This window comes from Novosphingobium sp. KACC 22771 (assembly GCF_028736195.1).
GTDB lineage: Bacteria > Pseudomonadota > Alphaproteobacteria > Sphingomonadales > Sphingomonadaceae > Novosphingobium.
In genome coordinates this window covers 405,546-423,634 of record NZ_CP117882.1, presented here as the reverse complement: position 1 = coordinate 423,634, position 18,089 = coordinate 405,546, and the positions used below count along the sequence as shown (strand labels likewise).

The window sequence follows — 18,089 nt, the reverse complement described above, 5'->3', positions numbered from 1 at the left end:
GCCCGCCCGCAGTTTAATCCGGCCCGAAGGGAGGAGGGGCAGGCCGGACCATCGCAACCTCAGTATTTGAAGCGTACGCCTGCGCGGAACACGCGTCCGATCTGGTCATAGAGCGCGGGATTGTTGAAGATGTAATTGCGCGCCGGCGAACGGTTGGTCACATTATCAACCTTGAAATAGGCCGTGATTTCCTTGGTCACGTTGACCGATCCGCCCGCGTCCAGATAGAAGGCCCCGGCCATGAAATTCTGGTCGATGGTCGGGTTGTTGGCGGTCGATGCCGGGCAGGTTCCCGCGCTGCACACCACGAAATTGTTGGCAAAGGTGCCGTCGCTGAACCACCGCTCCTGAACCATCAGCGAGAATTTGTCATTGTCATAGCTCTGCACCGCCAGCCATTTCCAATGTGGCGTGTTGCCAAGATTGGACCCGGCGCTGTCGACGGGGATCGTGCCGGGCAGGCCCGTGTCGGTGATATAGTTGATGACATGGGTGGCCAGCGCACGCAGCGTGAAATTGCCCGGCAGGCCCAGCGGGTTGCGCCAGCGATAGCTGGCCTCGATGTCAAAGCCCTCGGTCTTGATCGAGGCGAGGTTGAAAGGCTGAACATTGATGTAATTGCCGCCCACCGGATTGTTCAGATTGAACGAATTGCAGGTCTGGGGCAGCACGTTCTGATAGCAATATTGCACCATGTCATTGGCGCTGATCGAAGAAATCACGCCGTTGAGCTTGAGCTTGTAATAGTCAAACGAGATATTGAGCCCCGGCAGCCATGACGGATTGGCCAGCGCCACGCCAAAGGTGGTGTTGCGCGCAATTTCCGGCTTCAGGTTGGGATTGCCCACCACGCTCTGGATGACCAGTGTGGTCGTATTGTGAAACGGATCGAAGAAATTGGGCAGCGTGGTCGTGACCGGCGCGGCAAACATTTCCGACAGGTTGGGCGCGCGCACATCGCGCGATGTCACGCCGCGCAGGCGCAGGCCGTCAATGGGCAGATCCCATGTGCCGCCCACTTTCCACGCCGTGACCGTGCCCGATGTGCTGTAATTGGTGACGCGCACCGCGCCGTTCAGATTGGCATGGCCCATGGCATCGGAATTGATGACCGGCAGGTTGGCCTCGAAGAACCCTTCCTTGACGCTATAGGCCCCGCCGCCATTCTTGTAATTGCCCGCATGCCAGTTGTTGCCGCCCGCCACCAGAACGGGGTCGGCCGGATAATTGCCCCCGGCGGGCGTATTGGCAAAACCCGCGCCATAAGGATCGGCCACCACGCGATAGAATTCATGGCGGAATTCCCCGCCAAAAGCGATCGAGAGCGGCCCGGCCCACAGATCCACCGGCGAACCGGAGAAGCTGATGCTGGCCACGTCCTGGGTCTGACGGGTGCGCTGATACGGCCCATATTGCGGCACGACGTAGGAGAGCGAGGCGGCCGAAGGCTGTCCGCCCAGAATGTTGAGCGGTTGGCAACCGTTGGCCCGCGCCACCGGATCGCGGCAGACAATCGCGCCATTGAGCGAGATCGCGTCAATGGCCTGATTGAAGCGCGAAGTCAGCAGGATGTTGCGGACGTCAATATCGCTGTAATTGGTGCCGTGCTCGCCATAGATGTCGTATTTCCAGTCCTTGCCCGCCAACGTAAAGGCGCCCTTGCCGCCCAGCACGAAGCGATACTGGCGCCGCTCGGTATAGACCTGCGTATTGCCGAGTGCGGCATTGCTGGTGCCAAAGCGGAAGCTGGTGATCCCGGCATTGGTGCAGGCGTTCTGGACCATGGCGGGCACAAAGGGATTGGCGCATTGAATGGTCAGGCCCGGCTTGTTCATCCCGTTGACCGGCTGGTTTTGGGTGTTCACCTTGCCGACGTTGACGGTCAGATAGATCTCGTTGCGATTGTCGAGTTCAAGACCAATGCGGCCATAGGTGTTGAGACGTTCGATGCTGGATTGCAGCGAGCGGCCCGCATCGACATTGCCCGACAGATCGCCGCCAAGGCAAAAGCCGGGATAGCATCCCGACACCGTGCCCGCCGCATCGCGCAGGGGCACCCCGCCCGAGCCGTACTGGAACTGAAACGGATTGCCGCGCGCGTCAAAGGCGATGCCCTGGAGCGGGCCCGCCGTGATCAGGCCATATTTGGTGAAAGAGATCGATTGGGCCTGATCGCGCACGACATATTGCGGCGATCCGTCATTCAGAACGCCCCGGTTGATCTGCGCCGTCTGGGTGAACCAGTTGCGGCCATTGGCCAGAGCGGTGCCGAAATCGCCGCCACCGATACCGGCCTCGTTGCTGTATTCCACGCTACCGACCACATGCAGGCGGTCCTGCAGGAAGCTGGTGCCTCCGGCCAATTGCACCTGATACTGGGCATCATCGCCATAGGTGGTGATGCCGCCCTGCACATTGCCCTTCAGGCCCTTGAAATGGCCGTCGGTGATGAAATTGACCACCCCGCCGACGGCATCCGAACCATAGGAGGCCGAAGCGCCGCCATTGACCACATCGACCCGCTGGATCAGCAATTGCGGAAACAGGCTGATGTCGGGAACGCCGGTGACATTGGCGCCCACCACGCGCTGGCCGTCCAGCAGCGTCAGCGTGCGGATCGCGCCCACGCCGCGCAGCGAGAAAGAGCTGAGCCCCTGCTGGCCGCTCGATGTGCTGAACGTGTTGACCTGCGTGCCGGTCGAGCCCTGCAGCGAGGGCAATTGCGCGATGGTGGTAAAGACATTGGGCTGGGCATTGGCGTTCAGGCTGGACGCATCCAGAATGGTCGTGGGCGTCGGTGCCTTGAAGCCGCTGGCCGTGATGCGGGTGCCGGTGACGACGATTTCGCGGTCGAGTTTTGCGGTCTCCTGCGGCGAATCGGGCGCCCCGCTGCGTGCAGGCTGCTGCGCCAAGGCGGCGGCAGGCAGAAGGCCGAGGGCCAGCGCCGCGACGCGCAAGGCGCTGCTGCACAAAAGGATGTTGTGATGCTTGGCTGTTTTCAGGCTCATGAACCTCTCCAGGACATTTATTTTTTGCAGATGCCGAACGGGCGGACGTTTTGCGCCAGCGCCTTGGTGACGAATATTGCCCGTCTTTTTGGCCCCAACGTCGTTAACGTTAACATGATTCGTAACGCCGAAGGTCCCGCCTGTCAATTGGGCGATTTTTGGGTTGTATTCTTCAAAAAACTCTTGATAAGATGTGACGCAATCGCTGGATAGAAGGCGATATCGGGTGGATCTGAAAGAATTTATGTTTACGTTATCATGCCGCTTCGCATCATCACGCCACGCGCCGCATCAGGCGCTGTGCATCGCATCCGGAATGCAAAACACGTGACGCCCGGCAATCCCGGCAAGGCAGTTTGGCGCAAAACGCGCTGGATGGTGCTCGCGCTGTTCGTCGGCGCGATGATCATCAACTATCTGGCGCGCTCGGTGATGGGCGTGGCCGCACCGGTCGTGCTGGCCCAGCAAGGGATTTCCAACGCGCAATACGGCTGGATCACAGGCGCAATGCAACTGGGCGTCATGCTGCAACCCATCGCGGGTTTCGTATTGGACCGTCTGGGGCTGAAACTGGGTTTTGCGCTGTTTGCCATCGGCTGGTCGGTCATTACCCTGGGTCATATGCTGGCGCGCGGCTGGTTCAGCTTTGCCGCGCTGCGCCTCGTTCTGGGCTTTGCCGAAGGCTCGGCCCAGCCTGCAGGGCAAAAGCTGGTGGCCGAATGGTTTCCCGCGCGCGAACGGGGCCTTGCGGGCGGCATTTATAATATCGGCGCATCATTTGGTGCGGTGCTGGCGCCACCGCTGGTGGCCTGGGCGGTCTATGCGGGCAGTTGGCGCCTCGCCTTTGCCGTGGCAGGCGCTCTGGGGCTGGTGTGGTCGCTGCTCTGGCTGCGCTGGTATGCGCCGCTCGACCGCCATCGCGGCGTCAGCGCGCAGGAGCGTGCCACCATCGCCGAAGGGCAAGAAGCGCATCTGCAATCCGACGCGCCGCCCACCCCCATTCGCCAATTGCTGTCCCGGCGCAGTCTGTGGGGCATTGCCCTGCCGCGCCTGCTGGCCGATCCGGTGTGGGGCATGCTCTCGCTGTGGCTGCCGCTTTATCTGGCGCGCGAGCGCGGGTTTGACATGGCCCATCTGGCGCTGTTCGGCTGGCTGCCTTTTCTGGCGGCGGATCTGGGCTGTCTGTTCGGCCCGGCGGTTGCGGCATGGCTCCAGCGGCGCGGGGTGGTGCTGATTGACGCGCGGCGGCTCACCTTCACACTGGGCGCGCTGATGATGACGGGTATCGGCTTTGTCGGTCTGGTCGCCGATCCCTATGCGGCCGTGGCGCTGCTGTGCCTCGCCGGTTTTGCGCATCAAACGCTCTCGGTCACGATCATCACCATGGCCTCCGATCTCTTCCCCCGCAACGAGGTTGGCACGGTGGCCGGTTTTGCCGGCCTTTCGGCCAATCTCGGCGTGCTGATCTTTTCGCTCCTGCTGGGCAGTCTGGTCGACCGGCTCGGCTATTCCCCGTTTTTCATGCTGCTTGGCTGCCTCGATCTGATCGGCGCCGGGCTGCTCTGGACCCTGGTACGCAAGCCATCATGAACAGTTTCGCCAATCCCATCCTGCGCGGCTTCAACCCTGATCCGTCCATCCTGCGCGTGGATCAGGATTTCTATATCGCCACCTCCACCTTTGAATGGTTTCCCGGCGTTCAGATCCATCACAGCCGCGATCTGGTCCACTGGCGTCTGGCCAACCGGCCGCTGGCGCGCGCGGATCAGCTCGACATGCGCGGCAACCCCGATTCCTGCGGTGTCTGGGCCCCCGATCTGACCTATGCCGATGGGCGCTTCTGGCTGGTCTATACCGATGTGAAGCGCTACGGGCTGACCACGGTGAACGGGGCGCATGGCGCCTCGATGCGCGATTTTCACAATTATCTGGTCACCGCGCCCAGCATTGAGGGGCCATGGTCCGATCCGGTCCATTTGAACAGCAGTGGCTTTGATCCGGCCCTGTTCCATGATGATGACGGGCGCTGCTGGCTGCTCAACATGCTGTGGGATCACCGGCCCGACCGGGGGCGTTTCGGCGGCATCGTCCTGCAGGAAGTGGACAAGCAGACGCTGGGCCTGAAGGGTGAACGGCGGCTGATCTATCGCGGGACGGAGCGCGGCTTTACCGAGGGGCCGCATCTCTACAAACGCGATGGCTGGTATCACCTGCTGGTGGCCGAGGGCGGGACAGGATGGAACCACGCGGTGGTCATGGCGCGCAGCCGGTCGATCGGCGGCCCCTATGAAACCCACCCCGATGGCGCGGTGCTGACCGCCGCCGGGCAACAGGAAGGCGCGATCACACGTGCAGGGCATGGCGATCTGGTCGAATTGCCCGATGGCAGCCCGTGGCTGGCCTATCTGTGCGGGCGGCCTCTGCCCGGTCTGGCGCGTTGTCCGCTGGGGCGCGAAACGGCGATCCAGCCGATGCGCTGGTGTGAGGATGGCTGGCTGCGCAGCCTGACGCCCGGCGCGCAGCCCGACCCCCATCCGCCGCTCCCGCCTCTGCCCTCCTGCCCCTGGCCGGAGCAGCCATGGGACGGGCATTTCGCGCCCGGCCCGTTGCCCGACGATCTGCAATGGCTGCGCAGCCCCGACAGCGAAAGGTTGTGGAGCCTTGATGCCCGCCCGCAATGGCTGCGCCTGTTTGGCCGGGAGTCGATCAAGAGCCTTTTCGAACAATCCCTTGTCGCGCGCCGCTTTGAGCATTTCCGCTTTATCGCCACCACCTGCATCGATTTCGACCCGGCCCATTTTCAACAGAATGCTGGGCTGGTATGTTATTATAACAGCACGAAATTCTACTATCTTCATTTGACCCGTGATGGGGGGGCGCGTGAATTGCGCATCATGTCGGCCATTCCCGGCATGGGCGCGCATGATGTGCTGCTCGATGCCGAATTGCCCGCAGGCCCCATCGAATTATGCGCCGAAGTGGACCACCAATGGCTGCGCTTTGGTTGGCGGGCACAAGGCGCGCAGGCATGGCAATGGGCGCCCCAACGCCTCGATGTCAGCGTGCTGTCCGATGAGGTCTCCCTGCCCGGCTATCCCAATTTCACCGGTGCTTTCGTCGGTGTGGCATGTCAGGATCTGTCGGGCGCGGGGCAACATGCCGATTTCGCATGGCTGCGCTATAAAGCGCGGGCCGATGCCTGCGATCAGGCGGGCTCTGAGGCCGCCATACGCGCGGTGGAATCGCGATAGACGATCGAGTGATCGAGCACGCAGTCGCTGACCACGCCGGGCCGCAGCAAGGCCGGGCCTGCCTCCTGCGCCACATAGGCCAGAGCCTCGGCGGCCAATCGGCGCAGCGGCTGATGCACGGTGGTCAGCGTCGGCCATAGCGTGACGGCGGCGGCGGTATCGTCAAAGCCCACCACCGTCAGCGCGCCGGGCACATCGATCTGGCGCCGGTGCGCCACAGACACCACGGCGGCGGCCATATCGTCATTGCTGGCGAAAATGGCGGTGGGCGGCGATGGCGCGTCCAGCAGCAATTCGCCTGCGGCAAGACCCGAGGTATAGCTGAAATCGCCCTGCGCCACCTGCACATCGACCCCGCCGATCTCGCGCACGGCGGCATAGAACCCGGCCATGCGCTCGGCGCTGGCGGCCTGATCGGGGTTGCCCAGAATGAAGCCGAGGCGCCGATGGCCAAGATCGAGCAGGTGATGCGTCATCTCATAGGCCGCGCGGTGATTGTCGATCCGCACACACATCGCCTCCGACGTCCTGTAGGCCCCTACAGCCGCGATGGGCTTGTCCAGCGGTTCGAGCACCGAGAGAACGCGACGCGATTCACCAAGCGGCGGGGCAAGGATGAAGCCGGACAATCCGGCTGCGGCAAATTGCTCCAGCGCCTCCTTGCCGGGCGCCTTGCCCGCCTCGCCCTTCAGCAGCGAAAGGCGCACGCCCCGGATCGAGGCTTCCTCGAAAATGCCGGTCAGAAACTCGCTCATAAAGGCCGCGCTGGGGTTGGAATAGATGACGCCCACATGCAGTTCGGTGGAGGTGACGAGGCTGCGCGCGGCAACATTGGGCGTATAGGAAAGCTCGTTGATTGCCCTTTCCACGGCTTCGCGGGTTTCGGGCCGCACCCCTTCGCGGCCGTTGATCACGCGCGAAACCGTCATGGCCGAAACACCGGCAAGGCGGGCAACGTCAATGATCGTGGCGCCTGCACCGGAGCGATCAGACCTTGCCATGCCATACCTTTCCATACGCTATGCGATATTACTCTTTAGGGCCGCTTTCGGGCTTTTGATAGCCACCTTGCGCGGGCCTCGGCGCCGGTTTGGCCCGCAATTGGTTGGCCGCATTGGCCAGCTCGATCCATGCCGAACCTTCGGGAACAACATATTCATTCTCGCCCCAGAAAAAGGGCCAGTCCTCATGATTTTCGGGAAAGTCGGGCTTGATGATCAGGACACCGGGCACCACACCCCCCGCTATATAGGAGAAATCGGCCCGGTTGTTGCCATAGGCCACTTCCTTGGACACCGTGCCCACGCCCGAGACAAAGGAAATGTCCGAACCGGGATGATGGCCGGTGATAAACGCCACCCCGCGCCACACCGCATCGCGCCCCACGATGTCGGGAAACGCCTCATGCAGCGCATCGGCCACCAGCGCATAGGCCATGACCGTGCTGGACCCCGCCCATCCCCCGGTGGTGATCGGCACGCCAAAGGGGTTGGCGCGGGCGATGCGGTCGCTCTCCTCGCGCCATTGGCGCACGACCGGGATCATCGCCCGGCGATAGGCCGCAGGCATATAGGGCAGCGCGGCCACCGCCGTCTGGGCATTGGGGGCAAAAGCGCTGGCCACCTTGGGCCAGAGCGCCATCACAGCATCGGCATAGGTTTTCGCCCGCGTGGTCTTGAGCAATTCGACCGCAGCGGCAAACTGCTCCCACGCCAGCGGGCCGCCGGTGGTGTTGCCATGAGAAAACAGGTCCGGCGCATGGGACTGCTCTTCCCGCCAGACGCGCTCGGCGGTGGTCAGAGCCTTGGCCGCAAGCGCATCATCCTGTCCGCGCAGCACTCGATTGGCGGCCGCCAGCGCCGCAATCGAACCATAGTTGAGCGCCGAGGCCTTGCTGGTAAAGGCCCAGCGATCATCGGGCGTGCCGCTGCGCCCATCGCGGATTTCGCCGGGTTTGAGCGCCGGATCATAGGGCAGACCATCCGTCTTGTTCACCGCATCGCCCAGATGCGTGTATTGCGCCACATCGGGCTCGACAATGCCGTGGATCGCATGGCCCACCGCATCGAACTGGGCCAGCAATTGCAGGGTGCCATGGGCCACCTGCTGGACCACGTCGGGCACGCCGTCGGGCACATGGATCTCGACATGGCGGCTTGCCTCGTCCACGCTGACCGTATCGCGATCCAGCTCGAACCTCTCGCGCGCGGCGGCCAGCGAGCGTACCACCTGATATTGCGACTGAGTGCGGATGTCGAAATCGCCCGCATCATACCATCCGCCTACATTCAGACCCGGAATATGCTGTCCCGGCTGAAAAGGTGTGTCGGTGGTCGGACCTTGCCGATAAAGGTCGATATGCTCGTGATTGATGGGCGCCTGCCGCGCATCGTCGCGGTGGGAATCGCCATGCCATACGCGATAGGCCTCGTTGACCGAGACATGATCCATCGCCACCGGGAAATAGACATCATTGGTGGCATGCCAGGCATCGGCATAGACGTCATCGGCAATGCGAAAGGGCGCGGTGCGCACATCGCCATATTCAAGCACATAAAGGCCCGGCTGCTTCACATCGCTGAAGTCCATCTGCAGATAGTGATAGCGCAGATAATCGCCCCATTCGCGCGGCTGTTCGGACCGCACGGCGGTTTGCCCGCCATCCGCGCTAATGCGCAACAGGCGCAGCGGCGGGCGGCGCTTGTCATGGGCGTCCAATTCCACCGTGGCCAGTTTGGAGGCGGCAGGCGCATAGCCCAATTGCGAATGGGCAATGACCGGGCGGCGCAGCCATCCGGGGCTGGTCTGGGGCCGGATGGTCCATGTCAGCACCGTGCCGCTCTCGCCCGCAGGGAGTAGCGAGCGCAGGACAAACCAACCGTTCTGCGCCTGATTGCGCCCGTCATAGAGCATGATGGGCGCATCGCCTGTGATGCTCACCCGACGCGCTGGGTCTTCAGGCGCAAGGACAAAATCGCGCCCACTGGCCATGGGCAGCGGTTCGGCGCCCGGCCCCTCGCTGCGCCCGCTGGCGGCATTGCGCTGATCGGTGCGTGCCATGGCGCTCACAGGATGCAGCGGAAAGCTGCCCGCCACGCCATCGGCCATGAAGGCATGATGGAAATAGGCCGAGGGCAGGAATTCCAGATTGAACCCCGCCTTGCCGACCAAAGCGTCGGGAACCGGGCGGTCGAGCAGGATGCTGACCTCGACGCCATCGCCCTGTTGGCGGGCGCGGATCGTGTAATCCCAATCATATTCGGCATAGCGCAGGCGCGTTTCGATCACCCCCGCCGCGCGATCCACTTTTCGCGTGACCATGGCGCCGATCGGGTCCCACTGGCCGGGTGTGGGCGAGAGGCGCACATCGCCATTGGTAGCATTGCGCAGGCCCTGCTGGATGATCTCGATCCCGCTGATCTTGGAATCGGCAAACAGGCCATCGTACCAATTGGAAAAGGCCAGCACATTAAGGCCGGGCGCCTCGTAATAGCCCTTCTCGCCCAGAGTAAGTGCATCACCTGTTCCCTGAGCATAAAGCGGCGATCCAAGGGCAAACAGGCTGAGGCAGCACAGCAGGCGGGACTTTACAGACATGTCTCTCTCCGATGTTTGCGCTACCATTTATCAAAGGAGGGGCTTCCGGTCCATCTCCTGCGGATGCAAATTTGTCGCGGGGGATGGCGAATTGCGATTGCCGATTCCAAACGATAGCGCTATCACCAAGGGGTCGTGATGGTCCGCGTCAAGAGGGCCACATCAATTGAGGATGTCGAACGTGCAGGGAAAGATTTCCACCCTTGGCGTGGCCACCATGCTGGCCGCGCTGTTGCCCACCCACGCCTTTGGCGCCGAAGATGCCCCCGGCGCGCCTGCTTCGGCCTTTCGCGATCAACCGCTGGTGACCAGCATCTATACCGCCGACCCTTCGGCCCATGTGTTTGGCGGCAAGATCTATGTCTATCCCTCGCACGATATCCCGACGGACATTCCCAATGACGATCTGGGCAACCAATATGCGATGCGCGACTATCGCATGCTGCGCATGGACCGCATCGGCGGCAAGGTGACGGTCGGGCCGGTGGCGCTGGACGTCAAGAACGTGCCCTGGGCCAGCCAGCAGATGTGGGCGCCCGATGCGGCCTACAAGAACGGCACCTACTATCTCTACTTCCCCGCGCGCGACAAGGCGAAGGACAAGAACGGCCTTGGCACGTTCCGCATCGGCGTGGCCACTTCGAAAAGCCCGATGGGGCCGTTCAAGGCCGAGCCCAAGCCGATTGCGGGCAGCTATTCGATGGACCCGGCGGTCTTTACCGATAAAGACGGCAAGAGCTATATGTATTTCGGCGGCATCTGGGGCGGCCAGCTTCAGCGCTGGGCCGGCGGCAAGTTTGACCCCAACGGTTCGGACACCGACCTTGGCAAGGATGACCAGCCCGCCCTGTCGGGCAAGGTGGCGCGCCTGAGCGCCGACATGAAGAGCTTTGCCGAAAAACCGCGCGATGCCGTGATCCTTGATGAAAACGGCAAGCCCGTCCTGACCGGCGACCATGAGCGGCGTTTCTTTGAAGCGTCATGGATGTTCACGCGCGGGGGCAAATATTACTACACCTATTCGACCGGCGACACGCATTTCCTGAATTATGCGATCGGCGACAATCCCTATGGCCCGTTCAAATATATCGGCCACATTCTGAAGCCGGTTCAGGGCTGGACGACCCACCATTCGATCATTCAGGCCGATGGCAAATGGTGGCTGTTCTATGCCGACACCCAGCTTTCGAACAAGAACCACCTGCGCAATGTGAAGGTGACCGAACTGACCTTCAACCCCGATGGCACGATCCAGACCATCGATCCGATGAAGGCCCGCTGATCCCATGTTCCTTGGCATTGATATCGGCACGAGCGGGGTCAAAGCCGTCGTAACCGCCAGCGACGGGCGCGTCCTTTCACAATGCAGCGCGGCGCTTTCTGTCTCGCGGCCGCAGGAATTGTGGTCTGAACAGGCGCCTGATGACTGGGTGGATGCGACGCATCGCGCGGTGCTGGGGCTGGATGCCGGGTTGCGCCGGGCGGTGGCGGCCATCGGCCTTGCCGGGCAAATGCACGGCGCCACGCTGCTGGGCGCGGATGACCGACCCTTGCGCCCCGCGATCCTGTGGAACGATGGGCGCAGCCATGCGCAATGCGCCGCGCTGGAGGCCGCCGAACCGCAAAGCCGCGCGATCACGGGCAATATCGCCATGCCCGGCTTTACCGCGCCCAAGCTGCTCTGGGTGCGCGAACATGAACCGGAGGTGTTTGCCGCGACCCGCACGGTGCTGTTGCCCAAGGATTATGTCCGCCTTGCCCTGACCGGCGAAAAGGCTAGCGACATGTCGGATGCGGCCGGAACGCTGTGGGTCGATGTCGCCCGCCGCGCATGGTCCGAGGCCCTGCTGGGCGCGACCGGGCTGACGCTTGACCATATGCCGCGCCTGTATGAGGGGCCGCAGATCACCGGCTACTTGCGCGCCGAAGTGGCCGCGCAATGGGGCATGGAGGCCGTACCCGTAGTCGCGGGCGCGGGCGACAATGCGGCGGGCGCGCTAGGGGTGGGCGTGACGGGCGAAGGGCAAGGCATGCTCTCGCTGGGCACATCGGGCGTGATCTTTGTGGCGGGCGATGCGTTCCGCCCTAATCCGGCGCGCGCGGTCCATGCCTTTTGCCATGCCCTGCCCGGCGTGTGGCATCAAATGAGCGTGCATCTTTCGGCCGCCTCCTGCATCGATTGGGCGGCATCGGCCTGTCAGGTGGGCGGTCCGGCGGAATTCTTTGCTCTGGCCGAAAGCGCAGGGCCATGCGCGGGGCCAGAACTGTTCCTGCCTTATCTTTCGGGCGAACGCACACCGCATAATGACCCGCATCTGCGCGCAGGCTTTGTCGGCCTCAGCAACGAGACCAACACCGCCCGCCTTGCCGCCGCCGTGCTGGAGGGCGTGGCCTTTGCCCATGCCGACGGCATCGACGCCCTGCGCGAGGCTGGCACGCATATTGAGGAACTGTCCGTGATCGGCGGCGGTTCGCGCTCTCTCTATTGGGGCCATATTCTGGCCAGTGTGCTGGGCGTGCGCCTGCTCTATCTGGAGGGCGGCGAGGTCGGCCCGGCGCTGGGTGCGGCGCGTCTGGCCCAATTGGGATTGGGTGGCGATATGGCCTCGATCTGCACACGCCCGCCGATCCGCGCCACCATCGAGCCGGACCTCGATCTGGCCGCCCGACTTGCCCCCCAACGCCAGCGTTTCCAGCGCGCCACATGGGCGCTGCGCCAACTTCAGGAGAGCTTTTGATGTCTGCCGCCTATTTCGCCGAATTTGATACGGTCCGCTATGAAGGCCCCGATGCGGCCTGCGATCTTGCCTATCGCTGGTATGACAAGGACCGCATGGTTTTTGGCAAGCGGATGGAAGATTATCTGCGCTTTGCGGTCTGTTTCTGGCACACGTTCTGCTGGCCGGGCAGCGATGTATTCGGCGCGGGCACGTTCAACCGCCCATGGTTGCAGGGTCCGCAGGATGAGGCCGCCGCCCGCGCCAAGCGCGAGGCCGCGCTCTCCTTCGTCGAAAAGCTCGACCTGCCGTTTTACTGCTTCCACGATGTGGACGTGATGGCCCCTGCCGAAAGCATCGGTGATTTCCGCAAGAGCTTTGCGCTGGCCGTCGATCATCTCGAAGAGCTTCAGGCCCAGCATGGCCGCAAGCTGCTGTGGGGCACGGCCAATCTGTTCAGCCACCCGCGCTATCTGGCGGGCGCCGCCACTTCCCCACGCCCGGAAGTCTACGCTTGGGCCGCCAGTCAGGTGCGCGATGCGCTGGAGGCCACGCATCGTCTGGGCGGCGCGAATTATGTCCTGTGGGGCGGGCGTGAAGGCTATGACACGATCCTCAACACCAATCTGGCGGTGGAGCAGGAGAATTTCGGGCGTTTCCTGCAACTGGTGGTTGAGCACAAGCACAAGATCGGCTTCACCGGCACGATCCTGATCGAGCCCAAGCCGCATGAACCCACCAAGCACCAGTATGATTTCGACACCCAGACGGTGTACGGCTTCCTCAAGCGCTTTGGCCTTGAGGGCGAGGTGAAGGTCAACATCGAGGCCAACCACGCCACGTTGTCGGGCCATACGTTCGAGCATGAAATCGCCATGGCGGGCGCGCTGGGCATCCTTGGTTCAATCGATGCCAATCGCGGCGATCCCCAGAATGGCTGGGACACCGACCAGTTCCCCAATTCGGTCGAGGAACTGACGCTGGCCTGTATCGAGATCGAGCGGGCGGGCGGTTTCACCACCGGCGGCTTCAATTTCGACGCCAAGGTGCGCCGTCAATCGGTGGATGCGGCGGACCTGCTGCATGGCCATGTCGGCGGGGTGGATGTCATCGCGAAATCGCTGTTGCGGGCCGAAGCGATCATCAAGGACGGCCGCCTCGATGCCTTCCGCGATGAACGCTATGCCGGTTGGAACGGCGATCTGGGCCAAACCATTAAGGGCGCCGATCTGGCCGGGATTGCCGATCTGGCCGTGAGCGGCGATCTGGCACCCCAGCCGGTTTCCGGGCGTCAGGAATGGCTGGAAAATCTGATCAACCGCTTCTGATCGCGGAACAGCCAAGACGAGGGAAAGGGGGCCGCGCGCCCCCTTTTTCTTGCCCGGAATTTATACGAGAATTTTCATATAATCAGACGATATCCATTTGGACCGGCACCATCAAAGCTGAATGAATATCCAGTTATGCCTGACTGAACTTGCGTCTCCATTTTCAGAATTCCACTTTTCAGCGCACAAAATGATAGCGCAAACATCGATTCTCTGGCATTTAATCAGACTAATAAAAGAGCCTTTCCCAGAGGATTGCCATGCCCCGAATATCCCCAGCCGCCCTGCTTGGCGCCGCGCTTTTACTCGCCCCCCTATCAGCGCGCGCGGCCACGCCCGCGGCCTCGCTTGCCCCTTATTTCACCCCCGTCACCACCCCCACGGCCCGCCCTGATCAGGATGGCTTCCTGCGCCGCTGGCTGGTGCTCGAACCCATCGCCAAGCCCAACCGCAGCAATCAGGGCTTTACCAGCGCCTATGTTCGCGACGCTTTTTCCAAGGCCGCCTTGCCCGGCGGGGCAAAGGCCATCCCGCGCGATGCCCAGACAATACGCGTGGATGGGCAAAGCCTGCAATGGCATGCGCTGGATGCCGGCCTGTTCGACGCCAAACTGTTCTATCTGGCCCAGGGGCTGGGCAAACCGGCCTATGGCGTGATCTTCTGGGTCACCACCATTGTTGAAAGCGACCGCGAGATCGCCGACGCGCATCTGGCGGTGGGCTCCAATTCGGCCTCGATGTGGTGGCTGAACGGCGCGGAAACCACCGCCCTGTTCGGTGACCGACGGATGGTGATGGATGATGCCGTCTCGCCGCGCGTCACGCTGCATAAAGGGCGCAATATCCTGCGCGGGGCAATCATCAACGGGCCGGGGCTCAGCGATTTCTGCGCCCGCTTTGTCGATGATGCGGGTCGCCCGATCACTGATCTGCGGATCACGACGCGCTGAAGCTTCAACCGCTGATCGCCCCCTTTTTCTCACGGAATAATCGTCATGAAGAAACACCTGATCCCCGCGCTCTGCCTTGCCGCGCTGGCCGCAAGCGGCGCCAAGGCCCAGCTTGAGGGCGAACCCTTTATCCACGACCCCTCGACCATCGCCTTTTCCGATGGCCAGTATTACACCTTCGGCACCGGCGAAGGCGGGCTCGTGTCTTCCGATGGCTGGACTTGGCACAAAGGCGGCGTGCGCCCCGGCGGCGGCGTGGCCCCCGACACGATCAAGATCGGGGACCGCTATTACGTCGCCTATGCCGTGGGCGGCGGCGGCATGAACGGCGGCCATGCCAGCAATGTCAAAGTGATGTGGACCAAATCGCTCGATCCCAAATCGCCCGATTTCGCCTATCACGACGTAGGCATCGTCGCCTCCAGCGACGGCAAGGAACCGTGCGACGCCATCGACCCTGCCTTTCTCTATGCCAACGGCCATCTCTGGCTCAGCTACGGCACCTATTTCGGCTATATCCGCATGGTTGAACTCGACCCCGCAACCGGCCAGCGCGTCGCGGGCAACCAGCCGGTGGACATTGCCATCGACCTTGAGGCCACCGCGCTGATGCATCGCGACGGCTGGTATTACCTGCTGGGCACGCAGGGCACCTGCTGCGACGGGCCCAATTCCACCTATAACATCCGCGTGGGCCGCTCGCGCAATCCGCTGGGCCCCTATGTCGACAATTTCGGCGTGCCCATGCTGAAGGGCGGGGGCAAGCTGGTGTGGGGCGCGCATGGGCGGGGCCTTGGCGCGGGCCATTTCGGGCTGGTCGATCTGGGCGACGGGGTGGAGAAATTCTCCTTCCATTGGGAAGCCGACATGGACCGTTCGGGACGCAGCGTGCTGGCGATCCTGCCGCTGACCTGGAAAAATGGCTGGCCGGTGGGTCAGGAAAACCTGCGCCCCGGCACCTATGAGATCCAGTCCGAACGCGGCGGCGCGCTGGAACTGGCGGTGGACGAGGTGCGCCTGCCCTTCGATTTCCGCAAAAGCTGGTTCCGCAATCCCGCCGACGGGCCGGACAAGCCGCTGCCTGATCAGACGCTGGAGGAAAACAGCAAGGTCTGGCCCAAAGGCCAAATCGCGGTGGACATGGGTGATTACATGGTCCGCCCGCATCAGCATTGGACCATCAGCCCAGCGCCCGGCGCGGGCGGCTATATGGGCGCGCCCTATGTTAAGATCACCATTGCAGGAACCGAGCGCGCACTGGCCGCCACCCCTGCGGGCGAGGTGATCACCGTGCCCACCTTCACCGGCGCGCCCGAACAGCTCTGGCGCATCGACCAGCTTTCCGACGGCACCTATCGCATCATTCCGCGCAATACGCCCGATCCGCGCGCGCCGCTGGCGCTCTCCGCCGTGGGGCGCAGCACGGCCCGTCTGGTGCGCTTTTCGCCCGAGAGCGATGCGGGACGCTGGACCTTCCGCCTGCCCTGAAATCCGCAAGAGGCCGCAAAACAGAATGGGCCAACCAGAGAGCCCGACCAGAGAGGATGTCATGACCAAAAGCGCATCAGACAGCATCATCACGGACCGGCGGGGCGCGCTCGCCGCAGCCGGGATTGGGATCGGCCTTGCCGCCTCGCCGGCTCTTGCCAAACCGGCGGCCAAAGCCCCCGCCATCCACACCAGCGATTGTTCCACCCCACATTCCGCCATTGTTCCCACCCGCTATGGCAAGGTGCGCGGCTATGTCAGCGACGGCGTGTTCACCTTCAAGGGCGTGCCCTATGGCGACACCACCGCCGGGGCCAACCGCTGGCTGCGCCCCCAGCCGCCCAAGGCATGGGAAGGGGAATATCCCGCCCTTGCCTATGGCGCCAATTGCCCGCAGACGCTGCACAGTTTCCGCGCCATCGAGCATACGTTCATCCAGCAATGGACCGACGGTTTTCTGGGCGAGGATATGCTCAAGCTCAACATCTGGACCGGATCGCTGTCGGGATCGAAACCGGTGATGGTCTATCTGCACGGCGGGGGCTTTTCCTTCGGCTCCTCCTATGAACTGGCCTCGCATGATGGGGCGCAGATGGCGCGGCATCATGATGTGGTGCAGGTGTCGGTCAACCATCGCCTCAATGTGCTGGGTTTTCTCGATCTGGCCGAATTTGGCGGGGATGCCTATGCCGATTCCGTCAATGTCAGCATGCTCGATCTGGTCTTTGCGCTGGAATGGGTGCGCGACAATATCCGCGCCTTTGGCGGCGACCCGGACCGGGTGACGATCTATGGCCAGTCGGGCGGCGGGTCGAAAGTGACCACGCTGATGGGAATGCCTGCGGCCAAGGGCCTGTTTCATCGCGCCATCGTGCAATCGGGCGGCGGGGGCAATATTCCGTCGGCCGATCAATCGCGCTATTTCTCGCGGCAAGTGCTGCGCGAACTGGGCGTGGCGCAGGGCGATATGGCGGCGTTGCAGAAAATGGAATGGCAAAGGCTGTTCGAGGCAGGCAATGCCGTCGCCACGCGCATCAATGGCCCGATGCGCCCCGGCGTGCTGCAACCGGGGGGCAGCGCCAGCCCGACGCCCCGCGTGGGCTGGGCGCCGACGATGGACATGCGCAACATCACCTGCCGCTCGTTTCATGATGTGGCGCCGCCCGCCGCGCGCGACATTCCCGTTATCTTCGGAAATGTCAGCGAGGAAGGCACCAGCCTTGGCCGCAACCCCAGCGAGGCCGAATGGCGCGCGCAACTGACCGAGGCGCTGGGCGAGGCCAAGGCCGATGCGCTGATCGCCGCGATGAAAAAAGCCCATCCGGAAAAGGCGATCCGCACCCTTTCCTATGGCGTGGGCGGCCTGTCGGGGCGCAACAATGTGAACCGCATGGTCAAGCTGCGCCATGATGCGGGCGGGGCGCCGGCCTACCAATATCTGTTCCAATGGCAGACGCCGATCCTCGACGGCATTCCCGGCGCATGGCACACGGCCGAACTGGCCTTTTGCTTCGACAACACCAAAATCTGCGATCAGGCCACCGGCAACACGCCCGAAGCGCAAGCCATCGCCCGCAAAATGGCCGGAGCATGGGCCGCCTTTGCCCATACCGGCAATCCGAACCAGCCGGGACTGGCATGGGGCCCCAGCGATCCGGTGCATTGCCAGACCATGGTGTTCGACACCCAATGCCGGATGGAAAACGACCCCGAAGGCGCGGTGCGCCGCCTCCTGCTGACCTAGCACCGA

The 18,089-nt window shown here is 63.0% G+C and carries 11 protein-coding genes; 8 read left to right on the top strand and 3 right to left on the bottom strand.

The genetic code is table 11. The features are described 5' to 3' along the window. Nucleotides 1–59 precede the first annotated feature (59 nt). A complete protein-coding gene (locus PQ467_RS18795; protein ID WP_274177061.1) occupies nt 60–3,008 on the bottom strand; it encodes a TonB-dependent receptor plug domain-containing protein in 2,949 nt (982 codons plus the stop codon). 375 nt (nt 3,009–3,383) lie between these two features. Here PQ467_RS18795 and PQ467_RS18790 point away from each other — a divergent pair, with 375 nt between their 5' ends. Continuing rightward, a complete protein-coding gene (locus PQ467_RS18790; protein ID WP_274177259.1) occupies nt 3,384–4,598 on the top strand; it encodes an MFS transporter in 1,215 nt (404 codons plus the stop codon). Further along, the gene (locus PQ467_RS18785; RefSeq protein ID WP_274177060.1) at nt 4,595–6,259 is read left to right on the top strand and encodes a glycoside hydrolase family 43 protein; all 1,665 of its coding nucleotides are present in this window, start codon (nt 4,595–4,597) and stop codon (nt 6,257–6,259) included. The genes PQ467_RS18790 and PQ467_RS18785 overlap by 4 nt, the downstream gene beginning before the upstream one ends. On the opposite strand, the gene PQ467_RS18780 is transcribed toward PQ467_RS18785, so the two are convergent. Together PQ467_RS18780 and PQ467_RS18775 are read right to left on the bottom strand one after the other, a co-directional pair. After that, nucleotides 6,214–7,260 (bottom strand): LacI family DNA-binding transcriptional regulator, encoded by a 1,047-nt coding sequence (locus PQ467_RS18780; protein WP_274177059.1) that lies wholly within the window; start codon nt 7,258–7,260, stop codon nt 6,214–6,216. The genes PQ467_RS18785 and PQ467_RS18780 overlap by 46 nt on opposite strands. Before the next feature lie 28 nt (nt 7,261–7,288). Beyond that, nucleotides 7,289–9,856, bottom strand: a complete 2,568-nt coding sequence (locus PQ467_RS18775) for a glycoside hydrolase family 9 protein (protein WP_274177058.1) — start codon at nt 9,854–9,856, stop codon at nt 7,289–7,291. Nucleotides 9,857–10,028: 172 nt separating this feature from the next. On the opposite strand from PQ467_RS18775, the gene PQ467_RS18770 reads away from it, so the two are divergent. From PQ467_RS18770 to PQ467_RS18745, 6 genes are all read left to right on the top strand, one after another. After that, nucleotides 10,029–11,138, top strand: a complete 1,110-nt coding sequence (locus tag PQ467_RS18770) for a glycoside hydrolase family 43 protein (RefSeq protein ID WP_443193037.1) — start codon at nt 10,029–10,031, stop codon at nt 11,136–11,138. A gap of 4 nt (nt 11,139–11,142) precedes the next feature. Further along, complete coding sequence (xylB, locus tag PQ467_RS18765) at nt 11,143–12,594, top strand: xylulokinase (RefSeq protein ID WP_274177056.1); 1,452 nt, start codon at nt 11,143–11,145, stop codon at nt 12,592–12,594. Beyond that, nucleotides 12,594–13,901 (top strand): xylose isomerase, encoded by a 1,308-nt coding sequence (gene xylA, locus PQ467_RS18760; protein ID WP_274177055.1) that lies wholly within the window; start codon nt 12,594–12,596, stop codon nt 13,899–13,901. The genes xylB and xylA overlap by 1 nt, the downstream gene beginning before the upstream one ends. Before the next feature lie 260 nt (nt 13,902–14,161). Continuing rightward, complete coding sequence (locus PQ467_RS18755; protein ID WP_274177054.1) at nt 14,162–14,851, top strand: acetylxylan esterase; 690 nt, start codon at nt 14,162–14,164, stop codon at nt 14,849–14,851. Nucleotides 14,852–14,896: 45 nt separating this feature from the next. Next, nucleotides 14,897–16,339 carry a family 43 glycosylhydrolase gene (locus tag PQ467_RS18750; RefSeq protein ID WP_274177053.1) on the top strand — a complete coding sequence of 481 codons (1,443 nt, stop codon included), beginning with the start codon at nt 14,897–14,899 and terminating at the stop codon, nt 16,337–16,339. 61 nt (nt 16,340–16,400) lie between these two features. After that, a complete protein-coding gene (locus PQ467_RS18745) occupies nt 16,401–18,083 on the top strand; it encodes a carboxylesterase/lipase family protein (RefSeq protein WP_274177052.1) in 1,683 nt (560 codons plus the stop codon). The last annotated feature ends 6 nt before the right edge of the window (nt 18,084–18,089 follow it).

Bases quoted from the DNA above. Each gene is read 5' to 3' on its own strand.
- PQ467_RS18795 (WP_274177061.1), bottom strand. From the start codon at position 3,008: ATGAGCCTGAAAACAGCCAAGCATCACAACATCCTTTTGTGCAGCAGC.
- PQ467_RS18790 (WP_274177259.1), top strand. From the start codon at position 3,384: ATGGTGCTCGCGCTGTTCGTCGGCGCGATGATCATCAACTATCTGGCG.
- PQ467_RS18785 (WP_274177060.1), top strand. From the start codon at position 4,595: ATGAACAGTTTCGCCAATCCCATCCTGCGCGGCTTCAACCCTGATCCG.
- PQ467_RS18780 (WP_274177059.1), bottom strand. From the start codon at position 7,260: ATGGCAAGGTCTGATCGCTCCGGTGCAGGCGCCACGATCATTGACGTT.
- PQ467_RS18775 (WP_274177058.1), bottom strand. From the start codon at position 9,856: ATGTCTGTAAAGTCCCGCCTGCTGTGCTGCCTCAGCCTGTTTGCCCTT.
- PQ467_RS18770 (WP_443193037.1), top strand. From the start codon at position 10,029: ATGTCGAACGTGCAGGGAAAGATTTCCACCCTTGGCGTGGCCACCATG.
- xylB (WP_274177056.1), top strand. From the start codon at position 11,143: ATGTTCCTTGGCATTGATATCGGCACGAGCGGGGTCAAAGCCGTCGTA.
- xylA (WP_274177055.1), top strand. From the start codon at position 12,594: ATGTCTGCCGCCTATTTCGCCGAATTTGATACGGTCCGCTATGAAGGC.
- PQ467_RS18755 (WP_274177054.1), top strand. From the start codon at position 14,162: ATGCCCCGAATATCCCCAGCCGCCCTGCTTGGCGCCGCGCTTTTACTC.
- PQ467_RS18750 (WP_274177053.1), top strand. From the start codon at position 14,897: ATGAAGAAACACCTGATCCCCGCGCTCTGCCTTGCCGCGCTGGCCGCA.
- PQ467_RS18745 (WP_274177052.1), top strand. From the start codon at position 16,401: ATGACCAAAAGCGCATCAGACAGCATCATCACGGACCGGCGGGGCGCG.